Genomic DNA, 17,108 nt, shown 5'->3' on the forward strand with positions numbered 1-17,108 from the left:
GAAGCGGCTAGCGCGCGCGGTAAACGTGCCTGCGGGCTTCGTCTGCCTGCTGATCGGCACGGCCAGCGTGTGCACCGCCTCGTGCGCGCAGCTGCTCGGTGCCGGTGAGGCCCCATCGTTCCCCGATGGCGGCGCCGATGCGGAAGAGCGCGACGGCGCCGAGCCGAAGGTGCCGGTGCCTGAGGGTGTCGACGGAGGAGACGATGGCGGAGGCGTGTTCGAAGGAGGCGCCCCTCTCGAGTTGGACGGCGGGACGACGACGCCAGCAGGGACACCGGGCGTGTGGTGCACGCCATTCGTGAACGACGGCGGCTACGCGCTCTGTCGTGACTTCGACAATGACACGGATGCGCCGTCAGGCCTGACGGCGTACGCGACCGGTGGAACGGTGACCGTCATCGCGGGTGCTGGCGGCAAAGTCATGTCAGCGCGGACGAGCAGCGGGGGAAGCGCTTACGTCGGCTACACAGCGCCCTCCGCTGCACGCGCAGTCTTCACGTTCGCCATGAGCGAGGTCAATCCGCAGTCGTGCAGCGAGACCGGGGGCGTCGCGCAGGTGTCGTCGGGCTCCGCGAGTCTCGGACTTGCGTACACCGCGGGCTCGTACGTGGCGTACTACTGTGCGGGCGGCGCGTATCGCTGCGGGAGCAGCGGCGCGTTCGGCACGCCGGACGGGAGCTGGTCGAACCTCAAGCTGGAGCTTTCGTCTCGGACCGCGAGAGTCTCGTTGCTCAATGCGTCGGGTGTCGAGGTTGATAGCCGCGGGTGGTCGACCCCGGCCGCAGTGGGCCAGAGTTTCACGGCGGTCGCGGGGCTCGCCAATGCGAAGGGCGATTGCAATTGGCTCTTCGACAACCTCCTGCTGGAGACGCGCTGACGTCGCGGCAAGACCGAGCCTTGACCTTGTAGTCCCGCTCCGACCTTGACAGGCGAGACCGCCGTCCGCATGAAAATGGTGCCGTGACATCCGTTCAGAAGCCGTCCTGGCGGCACCATCATGCGCCGCAGTTCTATCTGTCCAAATGGACGGACTCGAAAGGCGAGCTCTGTCTCACGCGCCGTGTTCCGACGGGGAAGCTGATCGAGAGCCAAGCGCGTCCCAAATCGACGGGCTACGAGGAGCACCTCTACAGTACGCCTCCCACGACTCCGTGGGAGCGGTGGGCGCCCGGTATCGTCGAGACCTCGTTCCTGTCGCCGCTCGATAATGCGGCGGCGCTCGTCCACGAGAAACTGCTTGGCGCGCCGGGCGGTGTCGTCGATCTGGACGGCGCAGACCGATTGGCGTGGGCGCGCTTTCTTCGCTCATTGATGGAGCGCCACCCGCGAGTGCTCGCGCAGCGGGACGCTCGGGCAAACCAGATCGCTGCCGAGAGGATGGAGACGTACCGCGCTCAATTCAACAGTCGTCGGGCGCGGCGCGCGCTCGACAACTTCAACTTCGGTGCCGCGGCGAAGATGATCGTGCGAAACCATATGGTTCAGCAGATCGATGACTCGGTCTGGCTCGATGCGCTGCTGAATCAGGAATGGCTCGTCCTCGATGCGGTCGACGCGGACTACATCACCTCGGATCGCCCGTTGCTCGAGAATCCTTGGGCGCCGACGAGCGAAGACAAGACCATTTACGCGATGACCCTGCCGCTCAGCGCGCGACGTCTGTTCGTGACCTATCCCCGGAGCTGGGCCGCCGATCCTGATTGGCAGCAGGTCTTGGCCGTCCTCACGTCAGAGGTCCACAACATGGTCGTCGTCGACTCCGACCCGCAATATCTCTATTCCGCAAAGCCGATCGAGAACGGGAAGTACGCCCAGCTCCGAACGATGGTCGAGCGCGTGTTCGGTTGCCATGGCGCTGATCCTTCCATCTAACTACTCCTTGTTCGACGCACGGACGGGGCTGCGAACGTACGCGGACGCGACGCGTACCGAAGGCGGGCGCCTCGCGAAGTACGTGATGGCGCAGTTCCGCTCCGATTCCGAGCTCGCTTGGATCGCCGAGCTTCGTCGAACGCTGGCCACCGACGAGTTGAAATGGCAGCAGCTGAAAGACAATCGCCCGAAGCTTCGTGCGGCAGACGGCGGCCAACTGTGGGCGCGAATCGAGAAAGGGATATCGCAGGCGACGCTCATCGTGATGGACCCGTCGCCGACGGACCGGTCCGTCCGCCGGCTGCTCGCCGAGGGTGGGCCGAAGGAGACGGATCCGGAGTTTCGATACGAGCTCGCTCGTCAGAGTGCGGCTGCCATCGTCCTCGCGACGCCAATCGCGCACTTGCCTTACGAGCTCGATCGCGCGATTCCGTGGTCGAAGTACACGCCGCTCGCCACCCTCGACCAATTCACTCCAGAACGCATCGTCGTTACGTTGGCGGGCGGCTCGCTCAAGTCCGTCGTGAGCAAGGCCACCGTCTTCGCGGCTCGCGCTCACGCGATTTTCGATGTCGCGCTGCAGGAGAGCGATGCCGCTTCGACCCGCGACGTTTTTCGCTCTCCGCTCGCGAAGGTGTTGCTCACCGAGCTACTTTCGATCGAACGCGTCTTCGACGAAGAAGAGCCGAGTACGCTTGCTGTCCTTAATGCGGCCGCTGACGAAATCGCGGCGAATCTCCAAGCCACAATCCCCTCCTTTACGGTCTCGGATCAGCCGCTCGTGAAGGAGGTCAGCTCACGTGCGGTCGATGAGCTTCAAGCCGCGGATCTCGCGGCTGGGTGGGCGCGTGAGCTCCTCGATCTCGATCCATCGTTTCGTCGCCTCGCGGACAAATTCGAACGGGTCGTCCTCAACGGCACCCTCATCAAGGGAAGCGCGGCCATTTGACGCCAACGAAGCCGCGCGTGACACCATGTCGAAGAAACATCTTGATGGCCGCCAGAATCCGCTTGCCGCCGATGCGCCCGACGACGACGTCGAACGCTGGCTGAATCGCGTACACGAGCATTTCGGTTCGGGATGGCTGGACGCGACCGGCACCAACACCGTGCAGATGCTGTGGAAACGTCGAGACATGCTCGCGACGAGTGAATTGGTCTCGCTCGGGCACGCGCTCGAGCGTCTCAGCGGTCATCCCGCGTGGCTCCGCGGTCAGGTTCGCATCGCCAAGGGAAAGGACACCAATAACGCCGGCGGTGCCATCTTCGAGATTCTCGCGCTCGGCAATTTCGATGTCACCGACGCCGCGGTCGTGCCGGCGAAAGCGTCGCAACCGGGTTTCGACGGCACACTCGTTTTCAAATCTGGCGGGCGCCTCATTCTCTCGCTCAAGCGGTACGGAACGAGCAACCACCAAGCCGAGTTCAATCGAAGAGCCGAATCGCTTCGACGTGACGTTGCAGGGGGCCTCAAGCAGCGCGGCGCCGACGGGTTTGCTCTCATCGCGGTCGCGGAGTCCTATCCTGGCCCCGCTGAATGGGCCGACCTGCGGAAGGCCCTGGATCCGAACAAGGTATCCACCGGTGACGAGCTTCGGATGGACGACTGGTACGTGCGCGCAGTCCCGCTCCCGGACCGCCATGATGCTCCTCTCGCCGCCTCATGTGGCTCGCTCACCGTTCAGGTCATCGCGCCTTTTCATCAGAATGAAGCGGACAATTTGCGAAGCAAGTTGTTCGACGCGTGCGCAAATCTCGCCCGGCACGGGGTCCAAGAGGGGGCGCTGTCCACGAACATGGTTTACGTCCACGTTCCGTCGTCGGCCTCGATCGCGGATTGCGCGACGTGGGTAAGGCAGTGGTTCGAGGACTATCAGGCGAAACCCGTGTCGGCCGTCCTGCTCTACCAACCCGCCGTCGTACGCTCGCCCGACAACCGCTCGCACATTCATCATTGTTTTTTCATCGAGCGGCGCGACGAGTCGCGTCCTCTAATTTTCGGTGACCCGAACGCGATTCCGCACCTGTCGCTCCCGGTCGGAACCGGTGGCAGGGAGCCGAGCATCGAACAGCTCGCGTTCTCGGATGGCCGCGTTCTTTCATTGCGCGGGCGCTACGCGTATCAGCGCGGGGACGTGTATCGAGAAATGGTTCAAGTGGACGGGAAGAACTGGAGCGCGACCCTCGAAAGCCCGGCGCCGGGCGTCCACGAGCATGCGGTCATCCCCAAACACTTCGGCGGCTCGGGCCGAGCGATCGTTCAGCCTCGGTTTGCACCGTCCGACGACCTAGTGCTTTTGTAACTCGCTCGCTTGCAGAGTCAGAACTCGTGCCTATCGTGAGCCTCTTGATCACGTGAGCGAGGAAGACGTGTCCGTTGTTGTTGAAGCTGACTTCCAGAATGACCTCCGTATCCACTTTCTCGCCGAGCTCGCGAAGCTGGGCGTGAGCGCGCCCGCGCCCGCGGACGACCCGGTACGCGAGACGTGCTTCGCTTACTTCAGCGTGCTCCAGCGGCTCATTCCCGCCGGCGCGCGCACAGCGTGGAAGTCGCGGGAGCTCGAGCAACGCATTCTTACGGATGAGCAGCAAGCCCGACTCGCCACGATCGTCGCAGAGATCGAGGCCGGGCTCGACCTCCGACCCCGGCTTAGCCGCAGAATCATGAGGGCGAACTACAGCGACCGGCTTCTGAATGACTGGGGCATCCACCATCTTCACGTCGGGCCGCGAGAGGATGCCTACGGTCCCGAGCTGCTGTACGTGCTCATGACTGCCCGCGACGCCTATCTCATCGATTGGAAGCGGCACGGCGACGACTGCTTCGGCGACGCGGAGCTGATGAACATCCTCCATCGAAACTGGCCAGATGCGATTGAACGATTCCGCGCGCCGGGCGTCGTTCCCGGAAGTCTGGAGCCGGCCGGATACTCGCCGAGCGACCGGCAGAAGATGCGTCGCCACTTCACGCTCTGCACTCAGGTCGAAGACGGCACCGTGTACGTGCCACTTGGCGGCGGCACGGTGGCTTGCGGAGGGTCGGCCCTCGCCGCGCGCAGGGTTAGCTACGAGCGGCAGCTCGCGCAGAACGTGTATGAGGCCGTGCGCGACAACGCCGAAGGGCTGCGTGATCTGATTGCGCGGCGAACCGGGCGGAGGCTCGACGTTCTCCGGTTTCGCTACGTCGTTGGGGGCCCGATTCGCGTCGAAGAACTGCAGACGCGCTTGTTCGTTCGTTTGCCGGAGGCGCCCGCGGAATAGCGCCATGTCCATCGCCGGGACCTGCAAACTTTGTCGCCGTGACGGCGTAGCTCTTCGCAAAAGTCACGTAATTCCCAACTTCGTTATCCAATGGATGCGGGACTCGAGCGTTGGCTTTCTGCGTGACGGCACGAACGCCGATCGGCGAATTCAAGACGGGCCAAAATTTCCCTGGCTCTGCGACGACTGCGAGCAACGGCTATCCGCATGGGAAAATCCATTCGCGGAAAAGGTTTTCTCGTACGTCCACAAGACCTCCGAGAAACAAGAACCCATTCCCTATGGGCCATGGGCTTTGAAGTTTGCGGTTTCGATTTCGTGGCGCGCGCTGCTCTTTAGCAAGCAGCAACCCGATTACGATCTGACAGCCGAAAACGCGGCCGCTGCCGGCCGGGCGCAGGAGCGTTGGCGGCGCTTCCTTCTCGACGAAGAGCCGCACCCAGGCCCGTTCGAGCAGCATGTTCTATGCGTGGACGCTCCACTTTCGGCAAGCGGACCGATCTCACCATTCATGAGCCGCTACCTCACGCGCGCGATCGGTCTCGACCTTCCTACATCGCCAACGAGCTGCCTCACGTACGCCAAACTCTGTCGTGTGATCATCTTCGGATTCGTTCGCGAAAGCGAGCCTCGCAAGTGGCGCGGCACGAAGCTTCACGTGAACAAGGGGCTCATCGGCGGGATGGCCCACGTTCCGGGAGCGATCCTTCACTATCTCAACGAGAAGGCGAGTGAGGTCGGCGCCGCCGTCGCAGGCATGTCGCCACGGCAAAGCGGGAAAGTCGCCGACGTCATTCGGAATGCTGATCCCGAGAAGCTTCTCGCCTCCGAGGCATTTCGCGCGATCGCTTCCGACTTCGCTCTTCGCCGAGGTGAGTGAGCTTCAGCAGCAGTATGCGTCGCTGACGCGCCGCGCCCGCTCGTGTCAGCGGTGGCGCATTCGCCGGCTCGGAATCGATATTCGGGCTCTGCTTAGGCGTATCATTACTCCACATGCGCGCCGGATCGGTCGGTGCCGATCTTTAATAGGTCGATCGTGATGACCGCGATCACTTTGTCGCGCTCGGCGGCGAACGCGTCGGCGAAGGCGCGCACCGCATCGACGAGCTCCGGAAACTCGACGGTTCGATCGCCGACCTCCCACCGCTTGCTCGTCTGCCGCACGAGGAGCAGAATTCCGTGGGTGACGTCGGGCGGCTGCATGTAGCGCCCGTAGAGCTGGTCGCGGATGCATGCAGTGAGCGCGTTCAGCGAATAAGGGCCGAGCGGCTTGATCTCGATCGGGATCCGGCCAATGCCGTCCGCCACCGCCGAAATATCGACCTCCTTGTCATCGTCGACCACGCTTTCGCGAATGACGGAGTAGAGCCCGCGCGCGACCAGCTTGAGGCTCGAGGCCGTCCACCGCTGGACCTCTGGTTCGGACGTGCGGGAGGTGAACAGGCTGCGATAGCTGAAGTCGTCGTTCTCCACGAGCTGGCCGACTCGACGAAGATGCCTCGAGACGAGCCGAAAGAGGTCCTCGCGCGACGAGGGCTTTCTTTCATCACCACGCTCCACGCTGACCACGTCGGTTTCCGTCCATGGTGTCGCGGCGACCTCCGTCGCGTTCGCGATCTGGGCGTCGGCGGCGCGCGCGAGCAACTTCGCAAAGTCGCTCAACGCATCGTCGGCGCGGAGACGACGCAGCGCGAGGTACGCCTCGAGTGACGGATCGCCCGCGAGCGCGCTCAAGCATCGTCGGCGGAAATCCTCGGCGTGACTCCGGGGACCTCGATTGTAGTCACGGCTTCGGCTGAGATCGTTGTCAGGCGGAACAGCGAGGTGAAGCAGCTTTACCCACCGCTCGAGCGCCTTCGGGCTCAGCAACGCGGTTGGAGGGATCCGCGCTTGCGAATCGAAGTCGTTTTCGAGCTGATCGGCGGTTCCTTCGACGAGGAGCTTGAAGGCGTCTGCCGAACGGTCTCGGAGATCCATTAGCCAATCCGCGGCGTCGACCGGCGCGACGTGGGCCCAGACGCGCAGCCAAGCAAACCGAGCTTCGGTCTCCTCCGCCATCGCCGATTGGAGAAGGTCTCGTGCCGTCCTGGCGACGCGCTCCGTGTCGTCGTTCGAGAGGAGTAATGCATTGGCGGCCATACGAGCGGTCTTGGCATGGCCGGGGCCCTCCTGCTCGGCCAGCCCAAGAATGATCGTTCGCATGAGCAAACCGACGTCCCGCGCCGCATAAGGCGCGAAACGCATGACACCCGAGTGATCGAGAGTCGAGCGCCATTCCCTGGAAAGTACGTCTTCGAGCACGTTCCGGACGGAGACCGGGTGTGCAGCCCGAAGCGCATCGAACCAGTACGGGAACGCGTTCGATTCGTAGAGCGCGTAGCGCGCCGCCAGCTCGGCCTCGCCGGCGTTGAGCATGACGAGATCGCGCCCGTCGCGAATCTCCAGAGTTAATCCCGTGAGACCGGCGAGTATGGTGTGGAGCGCGCCCATCGTTCCGGGCTCAGGAACGGGCACTTGCTGGAGGCGCCAACACGCTTTGAATCCTCGGGCGAACGACTCCGTAAAGTCGTCGCCGACGAACTTTCGTAGTTGACCGAGATCGATGCGTGCTCTTGACGAGTCCGGTCGAACGAGGTGTTGCCACCCTTGGACGAGCAGATTGATGTCGGTGCCCGATTCCAATACGGCGCGTCTCGGAGTCAGGTTCTCGATGTTCTTATTCCGCGTTTCATACTCTGCCGCGCTTCGGGCGTGCTCTTGCGCCTGCGCGGCAACCTTCGCCTCATTCGCAGTTGTCTCGATTTCTCGGAAGCGCGCTTTGAGCGGAGGCGGGACATCGACACGCGCTAACGCTTCCTCACGTTCGGACTGGCCTGCGAAATGAAAGAATGCGTCCATTGCCCACCGGAGCTCGCCTCTGAGAGCCTCGGTGCCGGCGGCTTCGTATTGTTCGAACATCCAGGCCAGATCCTCGGCGTGCAGGCGTGCGAGGTGCGGTCGGGCCATTGATAGCTCGAATGCGGATCCATTCCCGCTCCGAATGCGTGCCGCCCAGATGGCACGGCGCGCGCCCGCGTTAGCTGCAACTGCATCGGAGATGGGGGAGCGATCGGTATCCGAGACGAAGTGGTGGGCCCAATGCTTCTCGAGTGCGATCGCGATATCGGCGAGCCACGCCGGTACGTGATTGTCGCGCCGCAAGCGGGAACCGAGAAGGATGGCTGCCAGCTCGAAGTGGCTTTCCGTTTCGGTCGTGATGTCCGAACTCTGGAGCGACGGAAGCAGCGCGGTGAGCGTCGCGTCGACATCGGCCAGAGCAACGCCATCGACTGCGCGACCGACGTAGAAGCGCAGCCGGTGATCGTCGACCCGAAGGAGGAATTGGATGAGGGGGTCGCCTTTCAAGAGATCCGGCACGAGCGCTGAAACGAGCTCGGCGCGCACCTCCGCGCTCGGATCGGAGGCGAGCTCGAGGAGCGAAGCTTTTTCCGCTGCGTTACCGACCGATGCGACTGCAGAAATCGCTGCTGCGCGTGACGATTCGTCGGCAGTGCGATCACGGCAAATCTCGAGAGCCACGGAGACGCAATTTCGATAACGGCCAATCTCGACATATCGAAGAAGCTGCTGCTCGACGACAGCGACGCCACGATATTCTCGGAGGAGCGCTAGGATCGCGTCGGAGAGCTCCGGCCGCGCGAGCTGACGGATCGTCCCCGTCGTCGGCCAAGTTGCACCCTCGTCCGCCGCCGCGAGCTCGATGACTTTTCGAATCGCGCCCAGGATTTCGGTGGAATCGAGCTTGCGCGGGTCGCCTTCGTAGAGGAGCGCGTGCGGCTCCGCATCGAGGACAAGCTTCCGAATCTCCGGAACCTCCGATGCAACCCAGCCGACAATGGGGAGCCTGGAGGCGGGAACGCGCCATCGGTGCTCTTCGAAGACCCTGACGAAGAGCGCGTCGCGGAGGTCATCCAGGTTCCAGCCAAGACGAAAGCGCTCGCCGAACCAATCCGCCGTGAGGAAGTGTGTCAGCGCACCTTGCGGGAGTTGAACGGCCGCCTCGCCCTTGTGGACGAAGAGTCCGTTCCCAAAAAGCTCGCCGAGCAGGCGGCCCTGCCAGTCGGCAAAGAGCTTGCGACCATCCAGCGCCCCGGGTACCGAGGGGCTCGTCGGCAAGGTGATGTGTGGCTTCTTCGTCAGGACTGACGCCGCGGCGATCCTGCGAAGTGCAGCGCTCCCCTGCTCGAGCGAGAGCGCTTGGTGAGGTTGATGAACGGCATTTCGCTCCGCGAATGCCGTATCCAGAAAGTCGTCGAGGATCTGGGTCCACGTTCCAAACGTTCCATGCTTGTTCCAGTAGTCGACGAAGAGCTGGACATCGCAGGGGCGTAGATCGATCAGGTCGTATAGTTCCTCCTCGTCGAAGCGCCGGAGGAACTCTTCCGCACTTCTCACCCCGCCCGCGCGCGCGAGAGCTGCTACCGCGGTGGTGTCGACGGGCTCGAGGGTGACGACGTCGACGCGCGGCTCCGGAATGCGCGACCGAAGGAGATCCGCGAGGTCGTTCCTGTCGTTCGGCGACCAGAGTCCTGTCCTCGCCGTAACGACAACCTGAATCTCGCGTGTCGCGAAATCGAGCTCCTTCGCCAAGCGACGCGTCACGTCGCGAAACCTCCGCTGCCGGAGGTAGATCTCGTCCGCTGCGTCGAGGAAGAGGACCGCGGGGCTCGTCCCGGAGCGCCAAGAATCGAGCCTCTTTGCAGACGAGGGGTCGAGCGACTCGCGGAGCCCATCCGTGGCGACGGCTCCGGCCTCGCATCGGAATGCGAAGAACCCACCGGCGCACAATCGCTCGCACTGCCGTTCGAGCTCGGTCGACTTCCCCGAGCCAGACGGAGCGATAACGATCACAGCGGATGGAGCGCTCGCCTTTGCGTCGGGGAGCAGCAGGCTCTGCCAGGTCATGATGCTTCGGCCGGGAAGCCCGCCGAGCATCCGACGCGTCAGGCCGCTATTCGGCGAGTCGCTGACCTCACGAAGATGACGCGTGATCGCGACATAAGAAGTTGGTGTGCTCATCGGGCGTCGAGCGCGATGGGGTGAGCCCAAATCGCGGTGCCACATGGTGCCATGTGGAAGCCCCGTGAGCACGGGCGAGCGCTTGTTCGGTCAGGGTCCGAAATGGCGGACGCCCGGCGCACAGGCGCGTGCTCCGCCAGGTCCGGTGCCGGCTGGGTACTCTCGATGCCGTCGCGTCTCCAGGCTAACGTCATCGGCTACCAGTGGACCCTCCCGGTGTCTGCACTCGCTCGGATCGGCGGTTGGATAACGCCAACCGAAGCATAACGCGCTGTAACGGAACCCTGTCGACGCCGAGCTTCTTGCGCCGAGCCACGCGCGCGTCGGCAAGACGGTCGGCGCGGGCAAGTACTCGATCGAGGGGTACTCGGGATCGGCGGCATGGCGGCCAACTACGCGGCGGCGGCGCGCTCAGATTGCCGCGTTTCTAGGCGCCCGCTGACACCGCGCGCGACGCGCGGGGTTGAGTCACGTCGCCGCGACGCCGGGGCCAGTCTTCTTGCGACCTCCGGCGACGGTGCCGGCATCAGCAGCGCGACGACGGCTCTGCACGCTCCGCGGCCGGGCCGGTAGGGATCGCCTCGTCACCGGCACATGAGCGACACGCGTACGCCATGCTTGTGGATACGAATGAAAACCGCGCGCTCGACGAATTCCCGGCGGAGTTAGGACGTCGTCGCGAGCGGAAGCGCCTGCGTCACCTAATTCGATGAGGACGTCACGCACGTCGCGGTCCGATTGGATCGGGCACGCGCTCGCGGAAATCGCGGAACTTCCGCACGCGCGAACGTCACCGGCATACTTCAGCGGCATACCAGACCGTGCCGTGACGCGGTGCGGTCTGCCCCCAAGTCCTCGCGCCCGTGGCGTACGCACTTCGCGTGTGCCGACGCCGCGAGCGGGTCTCATGGGGCGGGCGCGTCGACGACCTTTCGCCGGCGCTTCGTCGATATAGGAACTGGAAGGTTTCCGTGGCGCTTCTTTCCACGGTCGTCGCTTGCGGCGATCGGCGGCGCGTCTCGTGGCATCTTTAGGCATGGCCCGAATGCGACGACAGCGCGGCGTCCCGAGCAAGGACAGAGAGGATCGGTTGCACCCGGCGGAAACACTTGCGCGCATCGGGCTGTGGTTCCTCGAGAACGTTGACGACGATAAGTTGCCTACCCTCGCGAGCTCACCCACGCCAGGCGCGGACGGGCAGGCAGCGTTCGTCTTCCGCTCGAATCTCTACCCGGACGAGGCTCTTGGCGCTGCTGCACGACAACCTGATTCGCCCGAACAGCTCGCGTCGCGCTTCGCCTTTGGGCACATGATGGAGGCATCGAAAGCACCTCATGAGCGTAAGCGTTGCAAGGAGTGCGCTGCGAGTGACGTGATCGCAATGCTCCGAATGCACGCGGCCGAGCAACCTCCCTGGGACGAGGAGCTTCCGTTCTTGAAGCAAATCGAGGACCTCGTGCAGCAGATAGATCTCCTGCGCGAAGCGGCGCGCCAGAAAACAGAGAGGCTGAGGGCCTGGGCTGCTACGCCGGTTGCTCCAGTCCACGGCGTTCATTTGAGTCGCTCTGTGCCGCCCTCCGTCGATACGTGCGAGCGAATGAACCGGGTTCGCGGTCATCGAGAGCGAGCTTCAGCCCGTCCTCAAGTCGCTGCGCTCCAGCGGGATCAACGTCGTCGCGATTCATCACCACATGACGGGCGAGTCGCCGCGCATCCTGTTCCTTCACTACTGGGGGCGGGGCAAGGCGGTCGCTCTTGCCGGCGCCGTGAAGAAAGCGCTTGAGCTGACCGCATGGGACAAGGGGTGAGACGGATCACTCCACGGGTTCATCGAGTTTCGGAACGAGCAACTGTCGTCGTCTCACCGCGCGGACTGATACGTCGATGGAATGCCCCGCGTCCTCGTGCTGGATGGCTTTGACGAGAGCCGTGAGAGCACCGTCGGCGTTCTTCGTTCGGCTGGCTTCTCGGTCGTCGGGGCAGCCGAAGAGGACGAAGCTCTCGAAGCCCTCGCGAAGAGCGGGGTGGATTTGGTGCTGCTCGACCTTCCCGTCGCCGAGACCATCGAGGCAGCGTCAGCGATCCGTTCGCAGTGTGGAGCTACGACGCCGAAGATCCTTGCGATCATCGACCCCACCGATACGGCGGAAAGGGAGGGCGCTCGCGCAGCGGGCATCGACTTCCTCATTCTGCGACCCTGTCCGCCGTTGCAGCTCGTGAAGCAGGCGCGTCGATTCCTCCTGTGAGGCTCATCAGAGAAGAGCCTTGAGGACGAAGCCGAGCGCTGCTCCTCCGACTACGAGCCATGCCGAATTGATCTTGAATCGAAGAAGGAGGATGGCGCTCGCTACGGCGAGGGCGACGGTCGCCGCATCTACGAGTGCCGCTCGCCCAAGGTCCCACGTCACGGCGGTCATCAGCGCGAGCGACGCGACGTTGACCCCATCAAGGAACGCTCGCGCTCCCGCCGACCGCTGAAGTCGCGGAATAAGCGCTCCGCTCACCGCCACGAAGAAGAACGACGGCAGAAAGATGCCGAGCGTCGCGAGAACTGCACCCGTGCCGCCTCCGACGACGTACCCGATGAACGTCGCGGTCGAAAAAACCGGACCCGGCGTCAGTTGCCCCACTGCGACCGCGTCGATGAGCTGCTTCTCGGTCATCCAGTGAAGACGATCGACGAGATCCGCACGAAGGAAGGCGAGGAGGACGTAGCCGCTCCCGAACAGGATGGCGCCAATCTTGAGGAAGACGAGGAACAGCTTCAGGGGCGAGAACGCACCGACGCCGCTGCTCATCGTCCCGAGGGCGACGGGAGCGATCTGAAGGACGCTCGCCCCTGGAGGAGCGCCGCGACGTGACCAAAAGCGACCGAACACGGTCAGGGCGCCAGCCCCGAGCAGGAGAACAAGCTCGTTCACGCCAAAGAAGGACGCGGCAAGCGTGACTGCTCCGAGCGCCATGAGCGGCTTGGTCTTCAACGCCGACTTCCCGAGACCCCAGATCGCCTGGAGGACGACCGCGATGATGACGGGCTTCACGCCGTAGAGAATGCCGCGAGCTTCCGGAACGGAGCCGAAGCGAACGTAGACCCATGCCAGGGCGAGAGTGATGAGCGCGGCGGGAAAGATGAAGCAGACGCCGGCAACGATGAGCCCCACCCAGCCCGCGCGGCGGTGCCCGATGTGGATCGCCATCTCCGTCGAGTTTGGTCCCGGAATCAGGTTCGTCGCGCCCAGCAGGTCGAGGAACTCCTCCGACGTGAGCCACTTGCGGCGCTCTACGACTTCGTCCTGCATCATCGCGATGTGGGCAGCGGGACCACCGAATGCCGTGACGCCGAGTCGAAGAAAGAGGGCAGCGAGTTCGCCCAATCGTCCCCGCTCCTCCGTCGTACCGTCAGCCATCGCTGCTCCGGCGCGACTTATCGAGCCACCCATCCATCGACAACGACCCCGCGCCGACGAGCAGCACGAAGAGCAACCCCGAGATCATGAGAAGGTCGGTGCGCGCCTCGTGCATCGTCTTCCAGAAGCCATTCTTGACGAATGTCGCCAGCTTCGTGGTCGTGATCGCCACCAGCATGCTGAAGAGCAGGGGAATGGTAACGAGTCGTGCCGCGAGCCCGAGGACGAGAAGAGCGCCACCGAGGACTTCGACGCATCCGACGAAGGGAGCCATCACGGATGGCAGCGGGATGCCGATCTTGGTGAAGCGCCCAACGCCCAGTTCGTCGGTGAAGAGGAACTTCTGGATGCCCTCGGAAACGAAGATGATGCCGACCATGCCGCGAAGGAGCGCCGTCGCTCTTGGTCCGCGAGCATCGAATGCCCATGCTCGCAACGGGGTCATGACGGCGTGAAGGAGGCAAGGTCCCCGATGCCGAGCTGCGCTTCGATGACGGCAACCTGGGCGACGATTCCCTCGAAGCCTTCCTTCCCGAAGAGAGCGTGCTCCTTTTCCTCGAAGCGCTCGCCCAGTTCCTCCAGCTCCTTCGGCGGAATGACGGTTCGAAGCGCGGGGAAGAGGACCGTGTCCTCACGCGCCTCATGGGGGCGGTACATTCGGATGAACTTCCGAAGGTTCCCTGCGAGCTGTCGCCGCGCATCTTCGGTGCTTACGGGCGAGCCGACTTGTCGAAGAACCTCGTCGGTCAGCTTCCGTCCCGCCTCATGTTGGCGGCGCAAGATGGCGACGAGATCGACGAGCTTGCCCGCCTTCTCGAAGCGCGGGAAGAGGAAGTCCTCTTCGAGCTTGCCGTGGTAGTCCTCGATGAAACGCCTCACGATGTTGGCGGTCGCGGCGAACTGGTCCACGGGCACCTTCTCGCCGGGGGCTTCGAAACGACGAATGCCCTCCTCGTAGATGAGCAGCACGCGGTTCAGCACTCCGTGCTCGCGCATCAGGTCTTCGGCAGGCGAGATCTCTTCCTCTCCGCCGTGCGCCTGAGGGCTCTCGGCGCCGCGCCCTTGACCTCCACATGCTGCGGCGACAAGCCCGACGCCAATCGCTCCACCGAAAGCAAGCGCATCTCTTCGGTTGTGTAGTCGGTCGTTCATGTGCCCTCCTCAGTCGTCCTCGAACAGCTCGCCGAATAGCTCGCGAACCTTCTCCTTGGCGGCATCGAGCGCTTTCTTGCCGCGCGGGGTGATGCGGTAGACGCGCCGCACCGTGCGCCCCATCCGCTTCTCCGTGGAGCGCAGGTAGCCCTTGGTCTCCAGCCCGTGAAGAATCGGGTAGAGCGTGCCGGGGCTCAGCTTGTACCCGTGGCGCGCCAGCTCCTCCACGATGCCGAGCCCGAAGATGGGCTCGTGTGCCGCATGGTGCAGGATGTGGAGGCGGATGAGCCCCGAGTAGAGATCGCGATCGGTCATCGTTATCGACTGTCGATAACGATCATCTACTGCTGTGTGGGCTGCCGGTCAACGACCAGAGGCTGCGTCAGGCAGTCCCGAATGGCTCGGCTCCAACTGGTGGGACACGGGGGATACGGGGATAGACCTCGCGGCTCGCTACGCCGTCGAGCGAGAAGACGTCGAGGATGACGACGACCGCGCCGCCGAGCGCGAGACGCCCGCCCGCTGAACCCTATCCCTTTGTACCCCGTGAACTCGCGCTCGTGGGACAGGGGGATAGAGGGGACAGGGGATAGACCTTGCGACGAGCGCGGCAAGCGAGCCGAACGCGCTTTCGCCGTCGCGCTTTTTTCTCATTTGCCGCCCCCTTGACGCTCGAATTTATCAGGAAAGGTTGTCGGACGTGTGGAGCCGACGGTCTACGACGCACGGTGCCGAGGAGAAAGGAGGTTCAAACCAAGGAGCGAACTATGAAACGCATTTGCAGTACTGTTTTTGATGTCTATATCGAGCTTGATCTTTCGGCTGATGGGGTTCCCCGCTGTCGCATGCCGTTGGAACTCTCGCCAGAGCACAAGCGACGACTTCTGCTGTTCTTGCAACAACTGCGACAAGAGGAGGAGGGGTCCGACGAGAATTGATCGGTAGGAAGGCGGTGTCGCATGCGCACCGCCTTCACTTCCAACTGGAGATGGCACCCGATCTCTGCTCTCGGATAGCCTCGGCGTCGTGAGCAACTACGTGGTCGCCGCCGACGCCGAAAAGTTCCTGACCGCGCTGAAGGACGAGAGCGTGGATCTCTTCCTCATCGACCCGCCCTACTACAAGATCGTTCGCGACCTCTGGGATCACAAGTGGGAGAGCGCGGAGCAGTACGCCGAGTGGCTGGTCGGTCTCCTCGTTCTGGCGCGGAAGAAGATCAAGCCCACGGGCTCGCTCATCATGTTCCAAGCGATCGGCAAGCACGGGCAGCATCCGCTCTTTGACGTCCTCAAGGGCGCCGAGAAGAACGGCTGGTTCTTCCGCAACTGGATCACCTGGAAGAAGAGCCGCTCCTTCGGCAAGGACGACAACTACCTCTTCGCTCGCGATGAGATCATCTGGTTCACGGCGAGCGAGAAGCGCGGAGCCTTCACGTTCAACCCGCAGTGGCTCGACGAACGGAACAAGCGCTCCACCAAGAACGAGTTCAAGAAGGTCTCGAACGTGTGGAGCGACATCGAGCAGGTCTTTCGTCCCGAGCGCTCCTGCCGACGCCCGCTGCCGTTGCTCGCTCGCTTGATCAAGGGGCACTCCAACGACGGTGACCTCGTCGTGGACTTCTTCGCGGGCTTCGGGACGACGGGCATCGTGGCGCACAACCTCGGGCGGACGTTCCTCGGCTGCGAAGCCATTGAGCAGGACGCGCTCGCGGCGGATCGGCGCGTGACGGCAGCCAAGGAGAACGCCCGAAGTCGGATGAAAGCACCGACGTCTGGCGCTCATGTCGTTCTTGGGAAAAGCCCAACGAAAACGCGAGTGGGCTGAACGCCTGATGGGCGGCGTGTTCATGTCGGACCACTGATCGCCACGAGGAGAGGCGCGATCCGCAGGAAACCCGCAGAAAACGAGGGTGAGAGGCGCTCGTACTGAACCGTCTTTCGCGAGAATCGGTCGTCACTACCCTGCATTCCCATCCAACGAATACGGGAGGTCGAGGACGAGCGGCGAGCCATCGCGCATCAGCTTCGTGATGAGCCTCCGATTGATTCGCGACGAGTGGGCGTGGGCCGCCGCATCCAACGCCCCCGGAGCGATTCCGAAGAACCTTCGCAAACTCCGCGAAGAGCTAAAGCGCTTCATCTTGCCTCCACGACGCTCGGACCGACTCTTCCCCCGCGCCGTGAAGATCAAAATGAGCAACTACGACAGAAAGCGCCCTACAACAGCTCGTCGGAAGCCGCGTAAGTGAACGGCATTGGCTCTAGCGTTCGACTTCTATGAATACCTTCACGATCAGGGCGTCGACTTCTGGATCGAATCCGTGAGCGGGCGAGCCCG

General features: G+C 63.5%; 14 protein-coding genes. 9 read left to right on the forward strand and 5 right to left on the reverse strand.

Features of this window, described 5'->3' with window-relative positions; genetic code table 11:
* The first annotated feature begins 25 nt into the window (after nucleotides 1-25).
* From KF837_40090 to KF837_40115, 6 genes are all read left to right on the forward strand, one after another.
* Nucleotides 26-877: a hypothetical protein gene (locus KF837_40090; GenBank protein ID MBX3233593.1), complete on the forward strand. Its 852-nt coding sequence runs from the start codon at nucleotides 26-28 to the stop codon at nucleotides 875-877.
* Nucleotides 878-960: 83 nt separating this feature from the next.
* A complete protein-coding gene (locus KF837_40095) occupies nucleotides 961-1,872 on the forward strand; it encodes a DUF4238 domain-containing protein (protein ID MBX3233594.1) in 912 nt (303 codons plus the stop codon).
* Nucleotides 1,850-2,821: a hypothetical protein gene (locus KF837_40100; protein ID MBX3233595.1), complete on the forward strand. Its 972-nt coding sequence runs from the start codon at nucleotides 1,850-1,852 to the stop codon at nucleotides 2,819-2,821. The genes KF837_40095 and KF837_40100 overlap by 23 nt, the downstream gene beginning before the upstream one ends.
* A 25-nt stretch (nucleotides 2,822-2,846) precedes the next feature.
* Nucleotides 2,847-4,175, forward strand: coding sequence for a hypothetical protein (locus KF837_40105; protein MBX3233596.1), 1,329 nt, complete (start codon nucleotides 2,847-2,849; stop codon nucleotides 4,173-4,175).
* 52 nt (nucleotides 4,176-4,227) lie between these two features.
* Nucleotides 4,228-5,133, forward strand: coding sequence for a hypothetical protein (locus tag KF837_40110; protein ID MBX3233597.1), 906 nt, complete (start codon nucleotides 4,228-4,230; stop codon nucleotides 5,131-5,133).
* Between the two features lie 4 nt (nucleotides 5,134-5,137).
* Complete coding sequence (locus KF837_40115; protein MBX3233598.1) at nucleotides 5,138-6,013, forward strand: hypothetical protein; 876 nt, start codon at nucleotides 5,138-5,140, stop codon at nucleotides 6,011-6,013.
* A gap of 104 nt (nucleotides 6,014-6,117) precedes the next feature.
* Here the strand turns inward: KF837_40115 and KF837_40120 are convergent, their stop codons facing one another.
* Entirely contained in the window at nucleotides 6,118-10,212 is a 4,095-nt protein-coding gene (locus KF837_40120; protein ID MBX3233599.1) for a hypothetical protein, read from the reverse strand.
* A gap of 1,616 nt (nucleotides 10,213-11,828) precedes the next feature.
* Between KF837_40120 and KF837_40125 the strand changes: the two genes are divergently transcribed.
* Both KF837_40125 and KF837_40130 read left to right on the forward strand, forming a co-directional pair.
* The gene (locus tag KF837_40125) at nucleotides 11,829-12,020 is read left to right on the forward strand and encodes a DUF1259 domain-containing protein (protein ID MBX3233600.1); all 192 of its coding nucleotides are present in this window, start codon (nucleotides 11,829-11,831) and stop codon (nucleotides 12,018-12,020) included.
* A gap of 81 nt (nucleotides 12,021-12,101) precedes the next feature.
* On the forward strand, nucleotides 12,102-12,458 hold the full coding sequence (locus tag KF837_40130) for a response regulator transcription factor (protein MBX3233601.1): 357 nt from the start codon (nucleotides 12,102-12,104) through the stop codon (nucleotides 12,456-12,458).
* A 6-nt stretch (nucleotides 12,459-12,464) separates the two neighbouring features.
* On the opposite strand, the gene chrA is transcribed toward KF837_40130, so the two are convergent.
* The 4 genes from chrA to KF837_40150 are packed head-to-tail and all read right to left on the reverse strand — an operon-like array spanning nucleotide 12,465 to nucleotide 15,086.
* Nucleotides 12,465-13,652: a chromate efflux transporter gene (gene chrA / locus KF837_40135; protein MBX3233602.1), complete on the reverse strand. Its 1,188-nt coding sequence runs from the start codon at nucleotides 13,650-13,652 to the stop codon at nucleotides 12,465-12,467.
* Nucleotides 13,612-14,064, reverse strand: coding sequence for a DoxX family protein (locus tag KF837_40140; protein MBX3233603.1), 453 nt, complete (start codon nucleotides 14,062-14,064; stop codon nucleotides 13,612-13,614). The genes chrA and KF837_40140 overlap by 41 nt, the downstream gene beginning before the upstream one ends.
* Complete coding sequence (locus KF837_40145) at nucleotides 14,061-14,771, reverse strand: hemerythrin domain-containing protein (GenBank protein MBX3233604.1); 711 nt, start codon at nucleotides 14,769-14,771, stop codon at nucleotides 14,061-14,063. The genes KF837_40140 and KF837_40145 overlap by 4 nt, the downstream gene beginning before the upstream one ends.
* A gap of 9 nt (nucleotides 14,772-14,780) precedes the next feature.
* Nucleotides 14,781-15,086, reverse strand: a complete 306-nt coding sequence (locus KF837_40150) for a helix-turn-helix transcriptional regulator (GenBank protein ID MBX3233605.1) — start codon at nucleotides 15,084-15,086, stop codon at nucleotides 14,781-14,783.
* Between the two features lie 711 nt (nucleotides 15,087-15,797).
* On the opposite strand from KF837_40150, the gene KF837_40155 reads away from it, so the two are divergent.
* Nucleotides 15,798-16,595: a site-specific DNA-methyltransferase gene (locus KF837_40155; GenBank protein MBX3233606.1), complete on the forward strand. Its 798-nt coding sequence runs from the start codon at nucleotides 15,798-15,800 to the stop codon at nucleotides 16,593-16,595.
* The last annotated feature ends 513 nt before the right edge of the window (nucleotides 16,596-17,108 follow it).

This window comes from Labilithrix sp., from assembly GCA_019637155.1.
Taxonomy (GTDB): Bacteria; Myxococcota_A; Polyangia; order Polyangiales; family Polyangiaceae; genus Labilithrix.

Bases quoted from the DNA above. Each gene is read 5' to 3' on its own strand.
- KF837_40150 (MBX3233605.1), bottom strand. From the start codon at position 15,086: ATGACCGATCGCGATCTCTACTCGGGGCTCATCCGCCTCCACATCCTG.
- KF837_40145 (MBX3233604.1), bottom strand. From the start codon at position 14,771: ATGAACGACCGACTACACAACCGAAGAGATGCGCTTGCTTTCGGTGGA.
- KF837_40140 (MBX3233603.1), bottom strand. From the start codon at position 14,064: ATGACCCCGTTGCGAGCATGGGCATTCGATGCTCGCGGACCAAGAGCG.
- KF837_40105 (MBX3233596.1), top strand. From the start codon at position 2,847: ATGTCGAAGAAACATCTTGATGGCCGCCAGAATCCGCTTGCCGCCGAT.
- KF837_40115 (MBX3233598.1), top strand. From the start codon at position 5,138: ATGTCCATCGCCGGGACCTGCAAACTTTGTCGCCGTGACGGCGTAGCT.
- KF837_40120 (MBX3233599.1), bottom strand. From the start codon at position 10,212: ATGAGCACACCAACTTCTTATGTCGCGATCACGCGTCATCTTCGTGAG.
- KF837_40130 (MBX3233601.1), top strand. From the start codon at position 12,102: ATGCCCCGCGTCCTCGTGCTGGATGGCTTTGACGAGAGCCGTGAGAGC.
- chrA (MBX3233602.1), bottom strand. From the start codon at position 13,652: ATGGGTGGCTCGATAAGTCGCGCCGGAGCAGCGATGGCTGACGGTACG.
- KF837_40100 (MBX3233595.1), top strand. From the start codon at position 1,850: ATGGCGCTGATCCTTCCATCTAACTACTCCTTGTTCGACGCACGGACG.